Source organism: Bacillus fungorum, assembly GCF_002746455.1.
Classification (GTDB): Bacteria; Bacillota; Bacilli; order Bacillales; family Bacillaceae_G; genus Bacillus_A; species Bacillus_A fungorum.
The window spans coordinates 62,838-82,764 of record NZ_NWUW01000022.1; the positions used below are offsets into that span (position 1 = coordinate 62,838).

The 19,927-nt window shown below is 31.6% G+C and carries 22 protein-coding genes; 9 read left to right on the plus strand and 13 right to left on the minus strand.

Annotation, left to right across the window (positions count from 1 at the left end; translation table 11 throughout):
• The first annotated feature begins 22 nt into the window (after positions 1-22).
• The 3 genes from CO726_RS23445 to xerS all read left to right on the plus strand — a co-directional run bounded on the left by CO726_RS23445 (position 23) and on the right by xerS (position 5,466).
• The gene (locus tag CO726_RS23445) at positions 23-1,768 is read left to right on the plus strand and encodes an ABC transporter ATP-binding protein (protein WP_099685859.1); all 1,746 of its coding nucleotides are present in this window, start codon (positions 23-25) and stop codon (positions 1,766-1,768) included.
• On the plus strand, positions 1,765-3,537 hold the full coding sequence (locus CO726_RS23450) for an ABC transporter ATP-binding protein (RefSeq protein WP_099685860.1): 1,773 nt from the start codon (positions 1,765-1,767) through the stop codon (positions 3,535-3,537). Before CO726_RS23445 ends, CO726_RS23450 begins: the two co-directional genes overlap by 4 nt.
• 852 nt (positions 3,538-4,389) lie before the next feature.
• A complete protein-coding gene (gene xerS, locus CO726_RS23455) occupies positions 4,390-5,466 on the plus strand; it encodes a tyrosine recombinase XerS (protein WP_099685861.1) in 1,077 nt (358 codons plus the stop codon).
• Positions 5,467-5,907: 441 nt separating this feature from the next.
• Here the strand turns inward: xerS and CO726_RS23460 are convergent, their stop codons facing one another.
• From CO726_RS23460 to CO726_RS23485, 6 genes are all read right to left on the minus strand, one after another.
• Positions 5,908-6,318 (minus strand): disulfide bond formation protein B, encoded by a 411-nt coding sequence (locus tag CO726_RS23460; protein ID WP_086420004.1) that lies wholly within the window; start codon positions 6,316-6,318, stop codon positions 5,908-5,910.
• 32 nt (positions 6,319-6,350) lie between these two features.
• Positions 6,351-6,758 (minus strand): thioredoxin family protein, encoded by a 408-nt coding sequence (locus CO726_RS23465; protein WP_099685862.1) that lies wholly within the window; start codon positions 6,756-6,758, stop codon positions 6,351-6,353.
• Between the two features lie 11 nt (positions 6,759-6,769).
• Positions 6,770-8,875 carry a peptidase domain-containing ABC transporter gene (locus CO726_RS23470; protein ID WP_099685873.1) on the minus strand — a complete coding sequence of 702 codons (2,106 nt, stop codon included), beginning with the start codon at positions 8,873-8,875 and terminating at the stop codon, positions 6,770-6,772.
• A gap of 254 nt (positions 8,876-9,129) precedes the next feature.
• Positions 9,130-9,312, minus strand: a complete 183-nt coding sequence (locus CO726_RS23475) for a hypothetical protein (protein WP_086420007.1) — start codon at positions 9,310-9,312, stop codon at positions 9,130-9,132.
• Between the two features lie 36 nt (positions 9,313-9,348).
• Positions 9,349-9,534 carry a hypothetical protein gene (locus CO726_RS23480; protein ID WP_099685863.1) on the minus strand — a complete coding sequence of 62 codons (186 nt, stop codon included), beginning with the start codon at positions 9,532-9,534 and terminating at the stop codon, positions 9,349-9,351.
• 37 nt (positions 9,535-9,571) lie between these two features.
• A complete protein-coding gene (locus tag CO726_RS23485) occupies positions 9,572-9,754 on the minus strand; it encodes a hypothetical protein (protein ID WP_099685864.1) in 183 nt (60 codons plus the stop codon).
• A 238-nt stretch (positions 9,755-9,992) separates the two neighbouring features.
• On the opposite strand from CO726_RS23485, the gene CO726_RS23490 reads away from it, so the two are divergent.
• From CO726_RS23490 to CO726_RS23500, 3 genes are all read left to right on the plus strand, one after another.
• Positions 9,993-10,898: an ABC transporter permease subunit gene (locus CO726_RS23490; protein ID WP_099685865.1), complete on the plus strand. Its 906-nt coding sequence runs from the start codon at positions 9,993-9,995 to the stop codon at positions 10,896-10,898.
• Positions 10,879-11,820 (plus strand): ABC transporter permease, encoded by a 942-nt coding sequence (locus CO726_RS23495; RefSeq protein WP_099685866.1) that lies wholly within the window; start codon positions 10,879-10,881, stop codon positions 11,818-11,820. The genes CO726_RS23490 and CO726_RS23495 overlap by 20 nt, the downstream gene beginning before the upstream one ends.
• A gap of 239 nt (positions 11,821-12,059) precedes the next feature.
• On the plus strand, positions 12,060-12,404 hold the full coding sequence (locus CO726_RS23500; protein WP_099685867.1) for a DUF4878 domain-containing protein: 345 nt from the start codon (positions 12,060-12,062) through the stop codon (positions 12,402-12,404).
• A gap of 173 nt (positions 12,405-12,577) precedes the next feature.
• Here CO726_RS23500 and CO726_RS23505 read toward each other — a convergent pair whose 3' ends face one another.
• The 4 genes from CO726_RS23505 to CO726_RS23520 all read right to left on the minus strand — a co-directional run bounded on the left by CO726_RS23505 (position 12,578) and on the right by CO726_RS23520 (position 15,854).
• On the minus strand, positions 12,578-12,970 hold the full coding sequence (locus tag CO726_RS23505; protein WP_063222252.1) for a cupredoxin domain-containing protein: 393 nt from the start codon (positions 12,968-12,970) through the stop codon (positions 12,578-12,580).
• Between the two features lie 192 nt (positions 12,971-13,162).
• Positions 13,163-14,011, minus strand: a complete 849-nt coding sequence (locus CO726_RS23510; protein WP_136699832.1) for an AraC family transcriptional regulator — start codon at positions 14,009-14,011, stop codon at positions 13,163-13,165.
• A 143-nt stretch (positions 14,012-14,154) separates the two neighbouring features.
• Positions 14,155-14,607, minus strand: a complete 453-nt coding sequence (locus tag CO726_RS23515) for an SMI1/KNR4 family protein (protein ID WP_099685868.1) — start codon at positions 14,605-14,607, stop codon at positions 14,155-14,157.
• A 14-nt stretch (positions 14,608-14,621) separates the two neighbouring features.
• Positions 14,622-15,854, minus strand: coding sequence for a WXG100 family type VII secretion target (locus CO726_RS23520; protein ID WP_099685869.1), 1,233 nt, complete (start codon positions 15,852-15,854; stop codon positions 14,622-14,624).
• A 484-nt stretch (positions 15,855-16,338) separates the two neighbouring features.
• Here CO726_RS23520 and CO726_RS23525 point away from each other — a divergent pair, with 484 nt between their 5' ends.
• Entirely contained in the window at positions 16,339-16,878 is a 540-nt protein-coding gene (locus tag CO726_RS23525) for a hypothetical protein (protein ID WP_099685870.1), read from the plus strand.
• A gap of 272 nt (positions 16,879-17,150) precedes the next feature.
• Here the strand turns inward: CO726_RS23525 and CO726_RS31900 are convergent, their stop codons facing one another.
• Positions 17,151-17,306 carry a hypothetical protein gene (locus CO726_RS31900; protein WP_000394770.1) on the minus strand — a complete coding sequence of 52 codons (156 nt, stop codon included), beginning with the start codon at positions 17,304-17,306 and terminating at the stop codon, positions 17,151-17,153.
• A 353-nt stretch (positions 17,307-17,659) separates the two neighbouring features.
• On the opposite strand from CO726_RS31900, the gene CO726_RS23530 reads away from it, so the two are divergent.
• A complete protein-coding gene (locus tag CO726_RS23530) occupies positions 17,660-17,914 on the plus strand; it encodes a hypothetical protein (RefSeq protein WP_000045595.1) in 255 nt (84 codons plus the stop codon).
• 288 nt (positions 17,915-18,202) lie between these two features.
• Here CO726_RS23530 and CO726_RS23535 read toward each other — a convergent pair whose 3' ends face one another.
• Positions 18,203-18,715 carry a helix-turn-helix domain-containing protein gene (locus CO726_RS23535; RefSeq protein ID WP_099685871.1) on the minus strand — a complete coding sequence of 171 codons (513 nt, stop codon included), beginning with the start codon at positions 18,713-18,715 and terminating at the stop codon, positions 18,203-18,205.
• Between the two features lie 21 nt (positions 18,716-18,736).
• A complete protein-coding gene (locus CO726_RS23540) occupies positions 18,737-19,087 on the minus strand; it encodes a zinc-finger domain-containing protein (RefSeq protein WP_099685872.1) in 351 nt (116 codons plus the stop codon).
• Positions 19,088-19,318: 231 nt separating this feature from the next.
• Here CO726_RS23540 and CO726_RS23545 point away from each other — a divergent pair.
• On the plus strand, positions 19,319-19,927 hold a 609-nt coding region (locus CO726_RS23545), incomplete at its 3' end, for a tyrosine-type recombinase/integrase (protein ID WP_169513068.1).

Sequence of the window (19,927 nt, forward strand, 5' to 3'; positions counted from 1 at the left end):
ACAAAAGGAGAAATCAAAGGTTATGAAAATATCGTTGAAGGATTACAAAGAGTTATATACAAAGTATATTGCTCCTCAACGTACCAGGGTAATATTCTTGCTAATTTTGTTGTTAAGCGGGATTGGTTTACAGTTAATTAGCCCGCAGATTATGCGCTACTACATTGATACTGCTGGTACCTCTGGTGGTCTTGAAATTTTAAAACTAGTGGCTTTACTATTTATTGGGCTGACAATTGTCAATCAAATCGTACAACTCTTTGAAACATATATTGGTGAAAACGTGGCGTGGAAAGCAACCAATGCTTTGCGTCAAGAATTGACGCTGCATTGTTTAAAACTGGATAGCTCTTTTCACCAAGAGCACTCCTCGGGGGAAATGATCGAACGAATTGATGGAGACGTCACAAATCTAGCGAACTTTTTCTCAAGATTTGTGATTCAAGTCTTAGGAAATATGCTGTTGATTTTTGGAATTGTGATTATTTTACTCATCGAAAACATTTGGATTGGTCTCTCGTTTGTCGCATTCACGATATTGGCATTCTTTACCCTTAACCGCATTCGTGAATATGCTACTCCTTTTTGGGTGATCGCGCGTCAAGCGAGCGCCGATTTCTTCGGTTTTCTTGGAGAACGTCTCACAGGCATGGAAGATATTCGAGCGAATCAAGGAACTTCCTATGTGATGCGGAAGTTATTTGAAAATATGTATAACCTTTTGATTAAAGAGCGAAAAGCTTATGTACGTGCACGCGCCTTGTGGCCAGCAACTATTTGTGTATTTGCTCTAGGGTATGCGTTGGTCTTTATTCTTGGTTCTTACCTCATGAAGCAAGAGTTTATTACTATGGGGACATTATTCTTGATGTTCTACTATATGGATACTTTGCGTGCTCCTTTAGAACGTATAACCTTGCAAATGGAGGACTTCCAAAAGGCAAGTGCTAGTATTCAACGTATTCAAGAATTGATGTCTATGGAAAGCAGTATTAAGGATGAAAATAAGGTGAATCTGGCTCAAGAATCGTTATCAGTAGAATTTAAAAACGTCACCTTTGGTTACGACGAGTATTCTACAATTTTAAATGATCTTTCTTTCAAGTTAGAGTCTGGCAAAACTTTAGGCTTACTTGGGCGGACGGGAAGTGGAAAAACCACCATCACTCGATTACTATTGCGCTTGCATGAAGCAAAAAGAGGTAATCTGCTCCTTGGAGGACATGATATTTGCGACATTCCGCTTGACGAACTGCGTAAACACGTTAGTATTGTGACGCAGGATGTCCGATTATTTGGGGCGACAGTCCGCGATAATATTACCATGTTTGACGATAATCCTTCGGATAAACGTATCATTGAAATACTCGAAGAAATCGGACTGAGCGATTGGCTGCATTCATTGCCTCATGGACTCGATACGGAGCTCTCAACAAGCGACAATGGTCTTTCAGCTGGGCAAGTTCAGCTCCTTGCTTTTGCTCGTGTCTTTTTGAAGGATCCAGGATTGGTTATTTTGGATGAGGCTTCTTCTCGTCTAGATGCTAGCACAGAAAAGATTATGGATAAAGCAATGAAGAAATTGCTTGAAGGACGGACTGCGATTATTATCGCCCATCGCATGCAAACTGTTCAAAAAGTGGATGAAATCATGATACTTGAGGACGGAGAGATCATTGAGCATGACAAACGTGAAATTCTTGAACAGGATGAGCTTTCGCGCTTTGCCCAACTGAAGAAAGCTGGTTTAACGGAGGTGATCGCATGAAGATATGGAAATTGGTAGGTCGCCTCATTCGCTTCCGTCCACGACTTTACTTAGGTGCCTTTCTTCTTTGGGCATTGGTTCATGGACTTCCACTAGCCACAGGGATTGTTTTAAAAGAAATCTTTGACGCTTTAGATGGAGCGGCAGTTGTTTCAAATGATATCGGTTTTTTAATTATCATTTTGGTTGCTACTTTACTTGTCCGGGCCATTACATTGATTGCCGGTTTTTATGTTGATTTCACCTTTATCTTTGTCGTGGCAAGTTTATTGCGTAAAAATGTGCTTAAATACATTTTTAAACGCCCTGCTGCCAAAGCATTGCCGAGCTCGGTTGGTGATTCAATCAGTCGTTTCCGTGATGACATTGATGAAATCGCAGGATTTGTCGGTTGGACAGCAGATTTAATCTATCGTCCACTTTTTGCGATTGTCGCATTGGTGATTATGTTCCAAATCAACGTCAAATTAACGCTGATAGTCTTTATTCCGTTAGTAGGATTAATGATAGTAAGTAATATTGCGAAAACCTATGTTGAAAAGTATAGAAGAGCGAGTCGTCAAGCGATGGGACGTGTCACAGGTTTTATCGCGGATACTTTCGATGGTGTGGAAACCGTCAAAACATCTGGTTCTGAAAAACAATTGGTAAAATACCTGCAGAGTCTTAACGAAAAGCGACAAGTATTCTCTGTTAGAGATCAGTTGTTCAGTGATTTACTAAACACTATTTTTGAGAATTCGATTCGCTTCGGAACAGGTTTAATTCTATTTTTTGCAGCTGCCTCTGTTCAAGATGGAAGTTTCTCCACGGGTGACTTAGTATTATTCATTTTTTACTTGGGATGGCTTGGAGAGGTCACACACTTCCTTGGACGTCTAATTGCACGCTTTAAGCAGGCGGGCGTATCTATTGATCGTATTTTAGACATGCAAGGCGGTGAAGTGGATAAGCTGACTGAGCACGGACCCGTTTATTTGGACGGACAGTTTCCAGAAGTTCCGTATGTAGAAAAATCGGTAGAACATCATTTGAATAAATTGGATGTAAAAGGTCTGAGCTATACCTACCCACGGTCACAGCAGGGCATTCAGGATGTAGATTTGCACATCCAACGGGGCACGTTGACTGTAGTTACAGGCCGAGTCGGTTCTGGAAAGAGCACACTCGTGAAGACGCTGCTCGGTCTATTGCCAAAGCAGGAAGGCGAAGTTCGTTGGAACGATCAACTTGTGGAAGATCAAGGGGCTTTCTTTGTATCGCCACGTAGCTCCTATACACCTCAAGTGCCAAAGCTATCAAGTGAAACGCTACGTGAAAACATTTTGATGGGGCTTCCTGAAGATAAAGTGAACCTGGAACAGGCGATTCAATTGTCCGTGTTAGAGAAGGATGTTTCGCAAATGGAGCAAGGATTGGAGACATTAATCGGTACGAGAGGAACAAAATTATCCGGCGGTCAATTACAACGTACAGCGGCCGCGCGTATGTTTATAAGAGAAGCTGAATTGCTAGTGTTTGATGATCTCTCTAGTGCGCTTGATGTGAATACGGAACTTACGATGTGGGAGCGAATTTTTGATAGTCAAGATGCTACGTATCTCGTCATTTCTAACCGTCCAGCCGTGCTGCGTCGTGCAGATCAAATCATCGTTATGAAAGACGGACAAGTAGAAGCAACAGGCAGTCTAGACCATCTGTTAGAAAGTTCTGAAGAAATGCAAAAAATTTGGAATAGTACGCAAGAAGATTCATCTGCGGTTTCTTAATCTTAATAAAAAACTGTGATATTCTCATTTCAAATTCGCAAAACATTAAACGATCTGAAATGAGACGTTCCTGGCTATGTACGCAGTTTTCCTACTATAATTTTAAAAAGCAAAGGGCTATAAAGTCTTCGATCGCTTTGATCAAGAGTTTATAGCCCTTTGCTAGTGCAGGAACGCTAAACTATAGACTAATAGGTAATATGTATAGTTTAAAGTATCTAAAACTAAAAATTAACCATGCTAGCCGATGGTAAGGAGAATTATATCTTTATAAAGAAAGGGAAAAATAAGCACCAATAACTTCGCACGAAATACCAATTTTACGAATAATAAGGAGGTTAAATAAAAATCTAATAACAGTATCTAGGGATTTCGAGCTTAGTTTCATGAATCTTAGTATTTTGGTGTTTACCTATATAATTCATACTTTATATAGAAATTATTAAATTTTGAGTAACTCCTTACTAATCTTTATAGTAAATTACATTTTACTTTATAAGATTTTTTCTCACGTCAATCTAATTAAATCCCCATAATTATGATTATATAAACCAATGTATGTTTTTATAAAGACTTTTAAACTATATTTATGTATTGATTCTTTGTATAAATTTATATATCAAATTTATTTTATATACATTTGTAGTTTTTACACTAATTTTTATGGTTAAATACAAATTTCTGGCTTAATTATCTATAATTTTACTTGAGTAAATACATTATTCCATTCACTATTGAGTATTTTTAGTACCTGATAATTTAATTATGTAAATAAGTCTGTGTAAAAATTGAATTTAACGCGAACTTGTGTTCGTTTATTTTTTCTGTTATAGTATATATGAGGTGATTTTTATGGATTACAGCAAGCAACGTCAAAAATCAGTACATCGTAAGAAATTATACGAGAATTTAAATGAAATGCCCTTTTACATAGAAGAATTTGTGGAGTACAAAGAATTGCATGATGCCTCTCCCTCCACCCTACTGAATTATGTATATGATTTTAGAGTTTTCTTTAATTGGCTATTATCTGAACAAATTATTGAATATAAGCTTATTAAAGACATATCCTTCTCTGATTTGGAGAATTTAAAGAAAAAAGATGTTGAGAACTTTATGAGGTTTTTAAAACTACAACAAAACATGCAGAATTCCTCGGTTAACAGAAAAATTTCAGCCTTAAAGTCTTTATTTAAGTACCTTACCGCCCTATCAGAGAATGATGATGGAGAATGTTATTTTTATAGAAATGTAATGGCTAAGATTGAAATACATAAAGATAAAGAAACGTTAAATGCTCGTGCAAAACGTATGAGATCTAAAATATTTCATAATGATGACGATCAAGAGTTTTTAAATTACGTTAAGTATAAGCATGAAAAATCTTTAACAAAACATCAGTTGTTCTATTTTTTGAGAGATAAAGATCGGGATGTAGCAATCCTCTCCCTTTTTCTTGGTAGTGGTATTCGTGTAAGTGAATTGGCCGATCTTCGTATGGAGGATATAAACCTAAAAGAAAGACTAATTGATGTAATTCGCAAAGGAAATAAAGAAGATTCAGTATGGATTACCCCAATTGCATTAAATGATCTTGAAAAGTATATGGAAATTAGAGATAATAGATACGCTCCCGGGAAAGAATTAAAAAATGTGTTTTTATCGAAGTATAAACATACTGCACAACCTCTTTCGGTTAGGGCTATCCAGGATATAGTAGAAAAATATACTAAGGCTTATGGCAAAAAAATGTCTCCTCATAAATTAAGACATACATTGGCAAATAAATTATATATGGAAGAAAAAGATTCGTTACAAGTCATGCAGCAACTTGGACATACGAGTCAAGATACAGCTTTGTTATACACACAGCTTGGAGAAACAACTATTAAAGATAGTTTAGGAAGAATAGGAAAAAATAAAGAATAAGAGTTTAGCAATTTCCTATTGCAAAATCTTATTCTTCATCCTACTCAAACATATGTATTTTAATATAAATTAAATTTTATTGTATAAAAAATGCATAATTAAACCTTACTTTAATTGGGGTATAATCACTTTCTTTTGAAAAAAATAAGATGTACAGATTCTTATTTTTATTGTGTCTATTAAATTTTTATTTAACGGACAATTATAAGATGGCCGTTACCCCTTATCCTATCTGTACAAGGGTGTAAAACTTCAAAATATTCCGATAAAAATTATTAAACTAAAATTTTATTGATTAACAGACCTAAACCTATTTAATCTTGAGTAAGATGCCACCATTCTTACTCAAGATTAGTTAGATTTATATTGGGGAAAAATTAACTATGATAAAATGAATATACTAGATACCTCCTAAACATTGTTTCCCATTTATCAATCAGTTTATAATTTTTTCGAACTTTGTAACAGAACCTTCCCGTTTATAAAAAATGATAAAGCGAATATTATTATGAATGCTGTTAAAGACATAAGCGGAATTGTTATAAAACCTCCCCATTTATCATAGATTGTTAAACAGCTACTTGTAATACCACAAAAGCTACTTTTCTGTTGAGTAAATTGAATAAAATTATGGTAAGAAGAAATAATTATACCTATCAATGAAAAATAACGAAGATAATATTTTATATTTTTATCATTAATTAGTATTGAAATGAAAATTAACAAAGGAATTGGGTACATTAAAATTCTTTGATACCAACATAGACTGCAAGGAACATAGCCCTTTACTTCACTAAAATATAAACTCCCTATCGTAGCTACTAGTGAAACAAGAAAAGAAAAATATATCATATATTTACTCCTTTAAAAAAATCAAATTAATTTTATTCTGCCAAAAATGACTTTAATTCAGATTTAGATTGGATCCCCTCTACCCGGTCTATTTCTTCCCCATTTTTATATTTTAGTAAAGTAGGTGTTTTTTGAATGTTATTTTTTTTTAAAAATTCAATATCCATATTTTCTTCTGACTCCATGTTTATAGCAAATACCTTTTTCTTATCTTCTTTAATCACTTCATTTAAGGATGGCTTAGTGGTTTGGCATGCTGTACAGCTAGTTTTGTAAACGTAAACATAAAAATTATCTTTTGAGTTTATTTTACCTTTATATTCTGTTATATCAATATTAGTATAGTTAGGTTTTTCTAAATCTTTTGAAGTGAAGATAAAAAAGAGAGAACCTATACTTATTAGAATAACTAAACTGAAAAACAGGATTTTTTTTGACATTTTATTCACCTCTAATTTAATTGTTTCTCAAATTCTTTTTGCATTTCGAAGATGGATTTTTCTCTAAAAATAAATTTCTTATCATATTTTGTTATATACTCAGGATTATGTGTAATAAAAATTATTATCGAATTTAAATCCAATAAAGCATCATAAATTTTCATGAAATTATCAGAATCTACATTACTAAGCGATTCATCTAAAATTAAAACACTTGGTTTATGAAGAATTGCTCTAGCAAGGCATAATCGCTGTTTTTGTCCCGTAGACAAATTAGAATGACTATTATTTATTACAAAATTAAATCCTTTAGGAAGTGAAGTGATTACATCATAAATATGTGCAATTTTACAAGCCTTTATAATTTCATCTTCAGTAAAATATTCCCCCATACATATATTTTCTTTAATTGTATTTTTGAAGAGAAATGGATTTTCATTTAAATAAATAATTTCCTTTCTTAAACTATTATCATTAACTTCATTAATATCAACACCATTAATATATATTTGTGATGGGTTAGTTTGATAGAGTTTGTTTAATAATTTAGAAAACGTAGTTTTTCCTGAACCACTTTCACCGATTAAAATAACTTTATCATTATTAGAAATATTCATATTAACATTTTTAATAATACAGTGATCATTAATATTAAAGTTTAAATTTTGTATAGATATGTCTTTAATCCTTGTAATATCTGTCTGAGGCTTATTTTGAACTACTGGATAATTCATTAAATCAGTCAATCTTTCCTTAGCCACAAGCGATTTTTGAATTTCTCCTTGCAATTCAATTAATCCTGATAAAGAGCTTAACATAAACATAGTTAACGAGTTTATAAAAAGTAAATCCCCTAATGACATAGTATCCGCCATAATCTGTTTAGCACCAACATATAATAATATGATAGAAAATGAAGTCTGAATAAGTTTTTTTAGTCCATTATTATTTGTTATTGTAACGGCTTCTTTTAACGCCGCATTAAGTTCCCTATTGAATATTTTGTTAAATGCAGAGAAAAAATATTCCTTCTTATTTAAAGAATAAATATTATTCATATTTTTTATAAATTGTATTAAAAAAGATTGGGTATCAGCATTTTTACTCATAGAATCTTTATTTCTTTTTTGGATAATATCATAATATATAAAAGTAATTGCTATCAAAATCAACGTCAAAATAAGAACAGTGAAAAAAAGTAAAACATTGATGTTATAAAGGACGAATCCTATTCCTAAAAAAATTACAGTATTTAATATTACTGAAACAAAAGCTATATTTACTAAATTCCGAATATAATAAATATCATTAAATCTCGATATAATATCGCCATCATCCCTATTTTCAAAAAAATTAATAGGTAGTTTTAATATTTTCCTAAAAAATTCTTTCGATATAGATTTGTCTAATTTTATCGCTGCCTTATTAATTATGTAAGTTCTTAAATAATCAAATGCATTACTTAAAAAATTAATTCCTAAAAAAATCAAAGCGAATTCCAGCAATAGATATTCATAATTGTGAGGAATTATCTCATCTATTACAAGTTTAAAGAAGAAAGAGTTACTAATTGAAAACAAGACAAACAAAATAGATAAAAATAAGACAAACGAGATATTCAATTTATTATTTTTTATCAATTCCTTAAAAAAATTCTGATGATAACTTATTTTTTTATCAGAATTACACTTTTTAGATTCAATTAAAAGAAATATGCCTGTAGTATATTGTTTAAATTCATCAATAGTAATTTTAGATATTTTATCGTTAGCCGGGTCACTTATTACCAATTTATTTCTATTCCTTTTATAAACAATTATATAGTGACCTTCATAAGATTCATTGACTCCTTTATTTATTAAAGCTATACAAGGTCCTTCAATGTGTTTTAATGCTTCTCCAATATCTTCTTTATTTATCTCAACTGCTTTACAAGAAAAATGATTAACTTGACTAAATAACGATATCAAATCTTTTAAATCATATCCATTTTTATAAGTAACTTGATCCCTAAGGTAATTAATACCATGATGCAAATGATAATATTTAAAAATAGATGCGACACAAGCTATTCCACAATCGTATTCTTCTTGTTGCTTTGTATGTATGTATTTCATTTTATTATCACCTTTACATAATATTAGGTTTTTAATTTTTTTCATACTTTATAGGAACAGATCCCAAAATCCTCCTTTTTTGAATAGAGTTTTGGAATCTGTTACAAGAATCTTTAATAAAAGTTTAAACAGGTATCTACAAAAAATGAAAATTCAGTTTTTTTAACTCTTTATGATACTATACTTTTTTGAGGTTATTACATATACTACAATACAACTATATTAATTACATCTAATATCTTAACCCACTCTGTCTAGCAAAATTGGTTATATAGAATACATGATTTGGGGCGTTTTGCTAGACATTCATTCAATAAACTTTTACAGTTTGGGCCTGCTCCTCCACCATCATGAATTACTGTTTCATTTGTAGGGTTAATGCCTCCACTGTGCTTTGTTAATTCTTCTGCTTTTAGTTCACGCATAAATTTATTCATCTTTTTTCTCCTAAGAAATATTGATTTTTAAACATATTAGCAAAATTGGTCATATAATTTACAAGATTTTAAATTTTTAAATATCATACATGACTCAAGTAAGTTTCTACAGTTTGGGCCTGCTCCTCCACCATCATGGATTACTGTTTCATTTGTAGGGTTAATACCTCCACTGTACTTTGTTAATTCTTCTGCTTTTAGTTCACGCATAAATTTATTCATCTTTTTTCCTCCTAAGAAATATTAATTTTTAAACATATTAGCAAAATTGGTTATATAGAATACATGATTTGGGGCGTTTTGCTAGACATTCATTCAATAAACTTTTACAGTTTGGGCCTACTCCTCCACCATCATGGATTACTGTTTCATTTGTAGGGTTAATGCCTCCACTGTGCTTTGTTAATTCTTCTGCTTTTAGTTCACGCATAAATTTATTCATCTTTTTTCCTCCTTTTTAGGATTTTTATTACATTTATTACAATACATAACCAAATAAAGGAAGTCAATAACAATATAAAAAATTTTAAGAATATTTGAATCTTTAGAACTTTTTATTTATCATTAAAATTGATTGCAGTTCTTGAAAAATCCAGATTAATATTTTTCTCTTTAAAGAGGGTATTCGACAGCAGTAGTTGAAAACAATGAAAACAAATTATTTTAAGGAGATATATTTTATGCACTTTACAAAAAGGATTATATTCGTTTTTCTACAAATTATTTTAATTGCTATAGGAGTTGTTTTCATTTGCTGTCTACCAAAATTGTTTTTGACTTCCTCACAAAACAATAAGAAACAAATTATATTAGAATTGGATTGGCTAGAGTATATTAGTTATGTGAAAAAAGTTATTAATTCCCTACTAGATCCATTACATATAACATATGAAATTTATGGTATTAAACGCTTATTATTACCCAATTTATTAGAGTCATATTTTTATACCTTAACTATTATAATTTCAGCTTTTTTTATTGCGGTATTCTTATCTATTGTATTAGTAAAATTCACATTCTATTTACCAAAAAGAATCCAATCTATAATTTCGAAAAGTTTAAATATCATAGAAGCTATACCTGACTTATTTTTAATAATATCTGTACAATTAATTATTATTTTAATATATAAAAATACAAATTGGCTTATTACTATTCCGTTTTCTACAATAACAAACAAAACATATTTTTTACCTATTGTAACTCTCTCAATTTTACCAACGATTTATCTATATAAAATAAATTTAATTAACTATACAAATGAAATGTCGAACAGTTATATAGATCTAGCAATCGCCAAAGGATTGAAACATTTTTATATACTAAATCACCATGTTCTGCGTAATACATCAATCTCAATTTTTTATAATGCGAAATCCATTTTGCTACTAATGATTTCTAATTCAATTATTCTTGAATTTTTATTTAATTCTTTTGGATTGTTCAGATTTTTGATTAGCCATCAAAACCCTGAAATTATCTCCATTGGTATTTTACTTTTCATGATTCCACTTTATTTTTTATTTGAAGTCTTAAAAATTGTTATAGTGGAAAGAAGGTATTTATATGATAAAAAAATTATATAAAAACACACAATTTTTAGTAGGTCTTTTTATTTTATTCAGCATTATTATAACTAGCTTTATTTTAGAATACTCAATTGAATATAATTCTGAAAATCTAAATCTTCAATCTGTACCCACACCTCCTTCTTTAATGCATCCATTGGGTACTGGAGATTATGGAGTGGATATTTTAAAACAAGTTCTTATTTTTGCACGAATACCAATTTTCTTCGCTATAGTCATTTGTATCTTTCGACTCGCTTTATCACTTATATTTGGGGTATTACATGCTTTTTTTTATACTTGGACGAAATATATAAATTGGATTTTTGAAATTTTCCAATTTATACCTACGACACTGTTAGCAATTTTACTAATCAGTCCTACAATGTCAGGTATCTATGATAATCCCGAAAACAAATGGATATGTTATACAATTGTAGTTCTTACTTTAATTGGCATACCTAATTTAACACATCTCATTAGCAATGAAGTTAGATTACTCTTAAAACGTGAATATGTTATAACTTCCAAGCTACTTGGTGGATATTCTTATCACATATATAAAGTTCATATTAGGCCTTATTTAATTTCAAAACTATTCATTTGGTTTCATCAACAAATGCTACAGGTAATGATATTAATGATGCATTTAGCATTATTTGAAACTATTTCTTTTAATGTAGGAGGTAGTCTTGTATTAATTAGTGACACTAATCAAAAATTAATAAACTTTCCTTGGGTAGCGGTGGGGCCTGTTATTTTCTTTACCATTGTTATTTTATCTATTAATGCTTTACTATCAGGTTTACAAAGTACTTTAAAAGGTGATGCTGCATTTCAAGAATCTTCTCTTCTACTAAATAAAATAGAGCAAGTAAAACATGAGAGATGGAAGATACATTTACAACAGTTGAAACAATGGCTTTCAATAAAATTATAATTAGTACAATAATATTTAATTTCCAATTTAAAAATGAGGTATAACAAGATTAACGCCTTAATTAAAAACAAAAGATAAAGAAAAATAGGATTAGAGATCATTGCTGAAACTATATAGGTGAATATAAATGCAATTAACCTTAGCCTAGGAAAATGCTTGTATATGAAAAAAGCAAGTTTTCAAAAGGAAAATCAAAGAAATAATGTACAGGATTTTAATCTTATTTTACACGTATAATCATGTTAATGGTGGTAATGGCTTTATCCGTTGCAGCATGTGGAAATAATCGTGATCCCAAAGAAGTTGCTACAGCGTATTTCGAAGATGCAAAAGAAGGAAATGTAAAAGATTTTGGAGAGTTCTTCAATCCTGAAGCGAAGAAAATCGTTGCTTTTGTAGGCAGAAATGCAGATTTAATGAAATCAGTGAGCAAGGATCTTAAAAGCTATAAAATTCGAAAAGTCGAAGAGAAAAATGAAATTGCTACAGTAACTGTTGATGCTGTATATAAAGATAATCCTAAAAAAGTAATCGTAATTGAACTTGAGAAAACGGATGATGGTTGGAAAATTAGTAAATCATAGAAAAAACGGTCTAACAAATAGGCCGTTTTTTCTATTTTTGAACAACTGGAACCTACAGTTTACTACTTGGCTTCTGATCAGATGCTAAATAATTTTCGATATAAGGAAGGTCTGCAAGCCCATATTCCAATCAGAAAGTAATTCTGTATATGGACACCTTATATTCTCATTTATCAATAATAGGCGTAAAAATTACCGTAAACTACTTCATCTGAGTGATTTGTAATTTTTAATTTGTAAGTTCCTTTTTTTACATTTTTAAATTTAAGTATTTTAGATTTTCCTTTATAAGTTCCATTTATTGCATCAGATTCTGCATTCTTGCTACCAATATTTATTAATGTATATTCTACCTTAACATCTGTTGTATCATCTGAGTATTGTACAGCTACTATTTCCACATCTCCATTACTTTTTAGGTAAATTTTTTGATCCCATTCATAACTGTCTCCAGGACCTACTCCTTGGGTATATTTAAAATGTGTGGATTCTGCAGCTGCTGAGGACGCACCAAAAACTGTGAAGCATAAAAATAAACTTAGAATACTTACTAGTACTTTTTTCATAATAGTCTTCCTCCTAAATCATATTTTTTCTTTTCAACAAAATATTAACATTAGGATAAAATAAAAACATTTTAAATTTAGAATAATTAGTGAATTTAATATTGAGAAAGTTTTTCTGCATCAGAGAAAAAGGATGATGGTTGGAAAATTAGTAAATCATAAAAAAAACGGTCTAATATATAGGCCGTTTTTTTATTTTTGAACAACTGGAACCCATAGTTCACTACTTGGATTTTGATCAGGAGCTAAATAATTCTCGATACAAGGAAGGTCTGCTAGCTCATATTCAGATGCTGGCAGCCATTCTGTATAGAGACGTTTCCATGCTTTAGTAACATCTGGGAATACAACCCATGTGCTTTTGGGTATTATGATTTTCTCCATATCAGGTGTATATTCTCCTTGATAACGGCATCCCATCATATAGTGAAAGGCTTCGTCGGTAATAGCGGCTTGTTTCCCGCATACTCCTAAAAGTCCTTCTAATTTACATTGTGGAGTTTGCCAAGACATATCTATAAGTTTACCTAAGAGTCCACTCGCTGTCGCTTCTTCCCATAATAGCGGAATTGTACGAAATGCATCTTCCGTCATTACTTTTTGTTTTACCCCTATAATTTCAATTTCCTCATCTAATACTTCTATTCGATATTCCATTTCCACATCTCCCTTAATCGTAATTTGAAAGGAGATTTTCGGAAACATTTTCAACTCTATTCCATTACATCTCGCTGCTGTCGGAGATACACCATGCAGGTTTTTAAAAGCTCGGCTAAATGCATCTGGTGAATCATACCCAAACTTAAGTGCAAGATCAATAATACGTATAGTCTTATCATTTTGAAGCTCACATGCAGCTTGTGATAAACGTCTTCGTCTAATATATTCCGACAAAGTAAATCCTGTAATTGACGAAAACATTCTCGGAAAATGATATTCTGAACAACAAGCTAATTTTGCTACTTCTTTAGCATCTATTTTCTTTGATAAATTCTGCTCAATGTAATTCATTGCTCGATTCATTCTCTCCAGCCAGTCCAGGTGTAATCCCTCCCTTCAAAAATATTATGTATGAAATAAGGGAATCTTTCCCGATTTTTGCTGTTCGAAAGATGTCGGGTGCTTTTTATTAAAACCAATAAATGATAAAAATATAAAGGATAAGCTATGGTATAACTCATCCTTTATTCTTCATCATCAAATTCATATAGACTATAAAGCAATTCTGTAAATGTTGGACAAACAGGATATATTGCTTCCTCTATGTCTTCTTCCTCATGATCCCAGAATACGATTGATGGTGAATCACTGGTATCTCGATAATCGAAGCATAAAAGATTACCAAATGGATCTCTAGCAAAAGGATAAATTTTATCAGGTAATCTATCTTTCGTATTATTATATGTTTCTAGAATGGAATATTTTTTATTAGAATCTAGGGTTAAAAGATTATTGAGTGAATTTTCATCTTGATTTGGAATATTAAAAGTATCTGGCGTAGGATATCCACCATCATATTTTTGTACACACTCTATAAAATCATTAGGAAATTTAATATTAAAGTATTGTTCTAATTGTTTAATTTGGTTATTTGTTATTTTGTTCTCATTTGCATTGATCCATGTAATGTGACTCATGACTAAGTACCTCCCTATTTATCGCTATCTTTTCCCAAAATTTTATATCCACCTGTATGACCGATATCATGATGAGTCTGATAATCTACAAGTTGCATTCTCCCAGCATCATGATGATGATGCCATGTATAATGCTCTGGCGTTTTACCTATTTTAAATAATTGAATTTCTTCCTCTGTGAAATTTAAAGCTAATTCAGGATTTTCCATTATTTGTTCATATAATGCCTTACTACACTTTCTAGACTGTGTTGTTCTAGACTTTTTGAAATCTGCCTCTTTTAATAGTACCTCACCTTTTGATTCAAAAATAGGAAATCCGTCAGCATCGTATGGAATTCCTGTAACTGGGTGCTTGTCTCCTGCTAAGTCTCCTTTTCGCAAACGAATTGTTTTTGGACCGTTCGCGCCTTCATAAGTATACGTAGCTGCTTTCTGTAAATATTGTTGTGTACTACCGACACCTGCATATGAGAGATGATTACCACCCTTAAATTCATAATTGTTTAATATATGTAATGCATTTCTATATGCCGGCGAATTAATTACAAGTGATTTTCCTTTAGTAAAACCTGTAATAGCAGCTACCTTCCCAACTTGTCCTGCTTTACTAAGACCTTTATCACCCAGAAGCCCGAGTCCTAACGTTGCTATTCCATAAGCTACATAATGCTCTCTACTTTCCAGATCCCCATTCCAAAATTTATTCATAAATGTATCTGATACAGTGTTCCATGCAGCAGGAATAGTCTCCCTATAGTTTACAATTGCATCTCGCATATTAAGCCAGGTTTCTTTATCACCTAAGGATATCAGTCCTTCCCACGCATCCACTGCACCATCTACAAACCCATTAGAAATACCAGTCCACGCAGCATTTAAATCTTTTTTATTGAAAAATGACTCTTCTGATTTTGGAGGGAGTTTTCCACACATGGCTCCTTCTTGAATATCAGAGTCAACTAAATTTCCTCCATACAATTCATCCGCTTCTCGGAATTTAATAGCTGCACGTTCTAATTCTACTGCGATTTTATCTAATTCTTGCAAGATGTTAAACATCATTGGCTTTGCTTCATTAAACATCTGATAGAAACGAACACTGCTTGCTCCGTTCCACTGAGAAGCTATATATTCTGTTTGAGAGTATAAATCTCTATGTATATATTCTAATGATGATCTCGTATTTTTTACGGTTTTAGCAGCTTGTTCTAATTGTTCCGGTGTTACCTTTATTTGTGTGCTCATTCCATCCCTTCTTTTCTTATATATTATGAAAATTATAACATATCATTATTTCATTAATGGTTATCATTTGAAAATATCCGTTCCTAAAATAAAACTAGTTGATTCTTATAGCGAGCAATTTGCACAAAGATATCGATAAATTGATTGCAGTAAAATATATAAAAGACTATCTATCAAGTGGGTTTGCTTGTTTTCAAAACAAGTAAACCCTTCACTATAAAACTACTCTTACTTTTTATACCATTTACATTATGAATCACAGTATAAACCTCTTAATTTAGTTGTGGGTTTGAAAAAAAGTCGTACCGTTTTGAAAAAAGATGAACCGTTTATAAAAAAGTTGCACCTTTTTGCACCTTTGGATATGCTTTATCTGAAGGGGGGTCCTATGGTAAAAGTAATATAAGGTTATACGAACGGGCCATTTTGTTGAACTATTAAGGGGAAACAAGTAATTGCGTACGTCGTACAAAGGGGTGCTGGGGTGAATGTAATTGCGTGGTTAATCGTTGCATGTGAAATAGGGTTTTGGGTTGTTATCACTTTAGGTCTATTCACACGATATATCCTTAAAAGAAATAAATTAGGATTGTTTTTTCTAGCCTTGACACCTGTCATTGATTTAATTTTATTGGTTGCTACGGGTATAGACTTGTATCGTGGTGCGACTGCTACCAAAGTGCATGCAATTGCTGCTGTGTATATTGGAATCTCTATCGCATACGGTAGAAGTATGATTGAATGGGCTGATATACGCTTTCAATATTATGTGATGAAACAAGGATCGAAACCAGTTAAAAGATTTGGCATCGATTATGCGAAACACTACTTTAAAAGTTGGGGACAACATGTGCTTGCCTTTCTAATAGGTGCTGGGATTTTACTCGTCCTAATCTATTTAATTAACGATTTTTCCCGGACAGAAGTGTTGGTTGGGTTTCTAAAATTATGGACACTTGTGTTAGGTATTGATTTTGTGATTGCCATAAGCAATTTTATTTGGCCAAAAAGGGCAAAGGGGTAACAATTTAAAATACCGCAAACGGGCGCGATTGTTTAAGATCATCGGTAGAAAATGATCAAACTTTATTCCAAACCAACATTAGTCCCTCATATTTCCAAACGTTGACCAAAAAATAAAAATATGGTATGTTTACTTTAGATTAGTTATATATTGAATGCATATTCAGTATATATAAAGTATAGTACTTAACTGAATTGCATAAACTAAAAAAGACGAGATGCGTCAACATCCCGTCCCATAACTGCTACTGTCAAGGTGGTTGTTATTATGCATTATCTTTTTCTTTTAGACCCACGCTTGTACTTTGGTCGGTGAAGCGCGGGTTTTTTGTTGTCTTTTTTTTCGAATTGCTTTCTCAGTGCGTATGCTGAAAGCTCACGCACAACTGCTCTTGCAATTTCTTTTAAAAGTTCAAACAAAAATTCCATGTTATATCACCCCCTTTCCTTCCAAATGGAAAGAAGGGATAATAACAAGCCCACCTTCACACGATATACAGTTATACTTCTATTTTATCATATTCCTATTCATTTAAATAGAGAATCCACAATGATACATTCATTTTCGAATAATCTAGTTTACTATAATTAAAATATGTTTACTTGAAGGTTTTTACACTTACCCTTAAATTTTATTAGAAACAGTAATTGTTTTTTGAATTTTACAATATTTATTTATCAAGTTTTATTGATTTTAAAAACCTGTGGTATATGTTACCATTTTATTAACCTATTAGATAAATTATTCTAATAAGTTAATAAAATGATAAGGGGGATTATTTATGTCAAAGTCAAAAATTAAAAAGATAGTTGGGGCGCTAAGTTTAACATCTGCATTACTTATTTCTGCAATGCCGGCAAGTGCTGGTTCAGGATTAATATGGGTTAGAGACAAATACCCTAATGCATATGAATTTGATTATAATGGCGCTAAGGGGACAGTTAAAATTTTTTACAGAGATAAAAAAGGGAATACAAAAACAAAGATAGAAAAATGCTATATGGATAACAACACATGTTATGTACCAGATAAATGATAAAAAAAGCACTCAATTCGAGTGCTTTTTTTACCTTGAATAAAATCGTCTTAAATTTCTCATTACCCCTCCATTATTTTCCATATATAGTATGTATGTTACTTTTTTTGTATTTTAAGAGAATTTTTCCGGAACACACTCAAAAAAAGGGCTCTCAAATTCGTTTATAAAGAACATTGGTTATGTGGGTAATGCAATAAGATTCGAGTGTTAAAAAGCTCCTCAAAAACAAAAACAGACCCCTTATAACGTTTTTTCATTTTTCAGGGATCTATTCTCTCTAGAATTCTATTCTTCTATGTCTTCTTTTACTTCTGCGGATAAAATGTCTTCAGCAAATTTCTTGTAGCCATTATACCCTTTCTTTTCGGCCTTTTTCTTTATAGCTTCTAATACCTTTTCATCAAGGTATAGACTTAAATGCTGCTTTTTTTCTTTCGACTCCTCTTTTGATCTATTTTCAATTCTTTCTTTGAAAATTTCCAAATCCTTTTTTAAGTACAATCGTTCAGTAGATTTCCCTTTAGCAATCTCTTTGAAGGGCAATATCCCATCTTTAGCTGCATTATGAACGTATGTCTTAGATTTGTTTAGAAATTCAGCAGCTTCTTTTAACGTTAAACGACCTTTGTATAATTCCTCTAGCTTTGTTACATCTTTTTGCTCAAAGCGATATCCCCCATCTGCTTTCCAGGTAGCGAGATTGATAGGTTCGATGTGTTTATACTTAATTAAATAGCCTAATTGACTATTTGTTAAACCTACTCTGTCGCATACCTCTTCTAAAGATAAATAGTCCATATCTCACCTCATCCGAAACTTTCATTCTAGCTGTTGTTTACATTTTCTTAGTTGATACTTTGTTAAACCTGTTTCTTTTACTACATCTGTGATTGAGTACTCCTTATACTGCAGATACTTGAATGGATTTTCCATATAACGTTCACGTACCTTATTAAATGTACTCTTTTTCGATAAAGAATTCAATTGCTCTCCTTTCTCTCGGATGGAATCGAAAATGGGACAACCTTTGCAATGTTTGTAGTTTCTTTGTTTTGTCTGTTCTTGCTCATCTGTACAATTCATTGATAGGTTGTTCAGAGGGCAAGTTGAACAATGGGTATTTTCTAAATTATAGATTTCATGTAAAATTTTCCGACGAATATTACTCAAAAATGTCTCCTCCTATCGCACTTAGAACGAAATGTACAAAAAAATCAGGTTAAACATTTCTATTATATAATATCTAAATAGAAATGTTAAATATTATGGCTAAAATATTTATTTAATCGATTCTATTTATACCACAATAAATAATCTATTTATTGTGGTATAATAAGAATCATAAAAGTTTATATAAAATATATGTGTGTCATTTCATTCTATTAAAGGGTGTGTGTAAATTTGAATATTATAAATTACGAACATAATAATCAAATTGTAAAATCCGAATCAGATTTTTTTGATAGCAGTCATTTCGAAAAAATTATGGGCATGGGCATTCGAAATATTGACTATTCCCAATTAAGCGAAGAATCATTAGTTTATTTATTTTTACACGATGAGCCTTCTTTAACGAAAAAAAGAAGTGAGCGAACAAAAAAACTGTATCTGCATGATCTTTCTCATTTTCTTCGTTACATAAAAGAAACAATCGGAACCATTCAGGAGTTATCCCATAATGAGATGGAAATCTACTTCTATCAACTAAGTAAGAAGTATGCGGCCACCACATTACGTCGAAAGAAAACAGTGGTTCAGCAGTTTTTAAAATATGTGTATGATAACAATGGACTCTCTGACAACTTTAGTAGTCGTCTCAAAAAAGTATCTGTAAAAAAAGAAGAGCTAGTCAACCGCGATCTATTTCCAGAGGAAGTGAACGAAATTTTAGATACATTAAAAAGAACAAATTTCTTTATGTATTCCTTGTTCTTCCTCCTTACCACTACTGGTCTACGAATTGAAGAAGTCGCAAATGCAAAATGGGCTGATCTTGCGTTCCACCCTTCT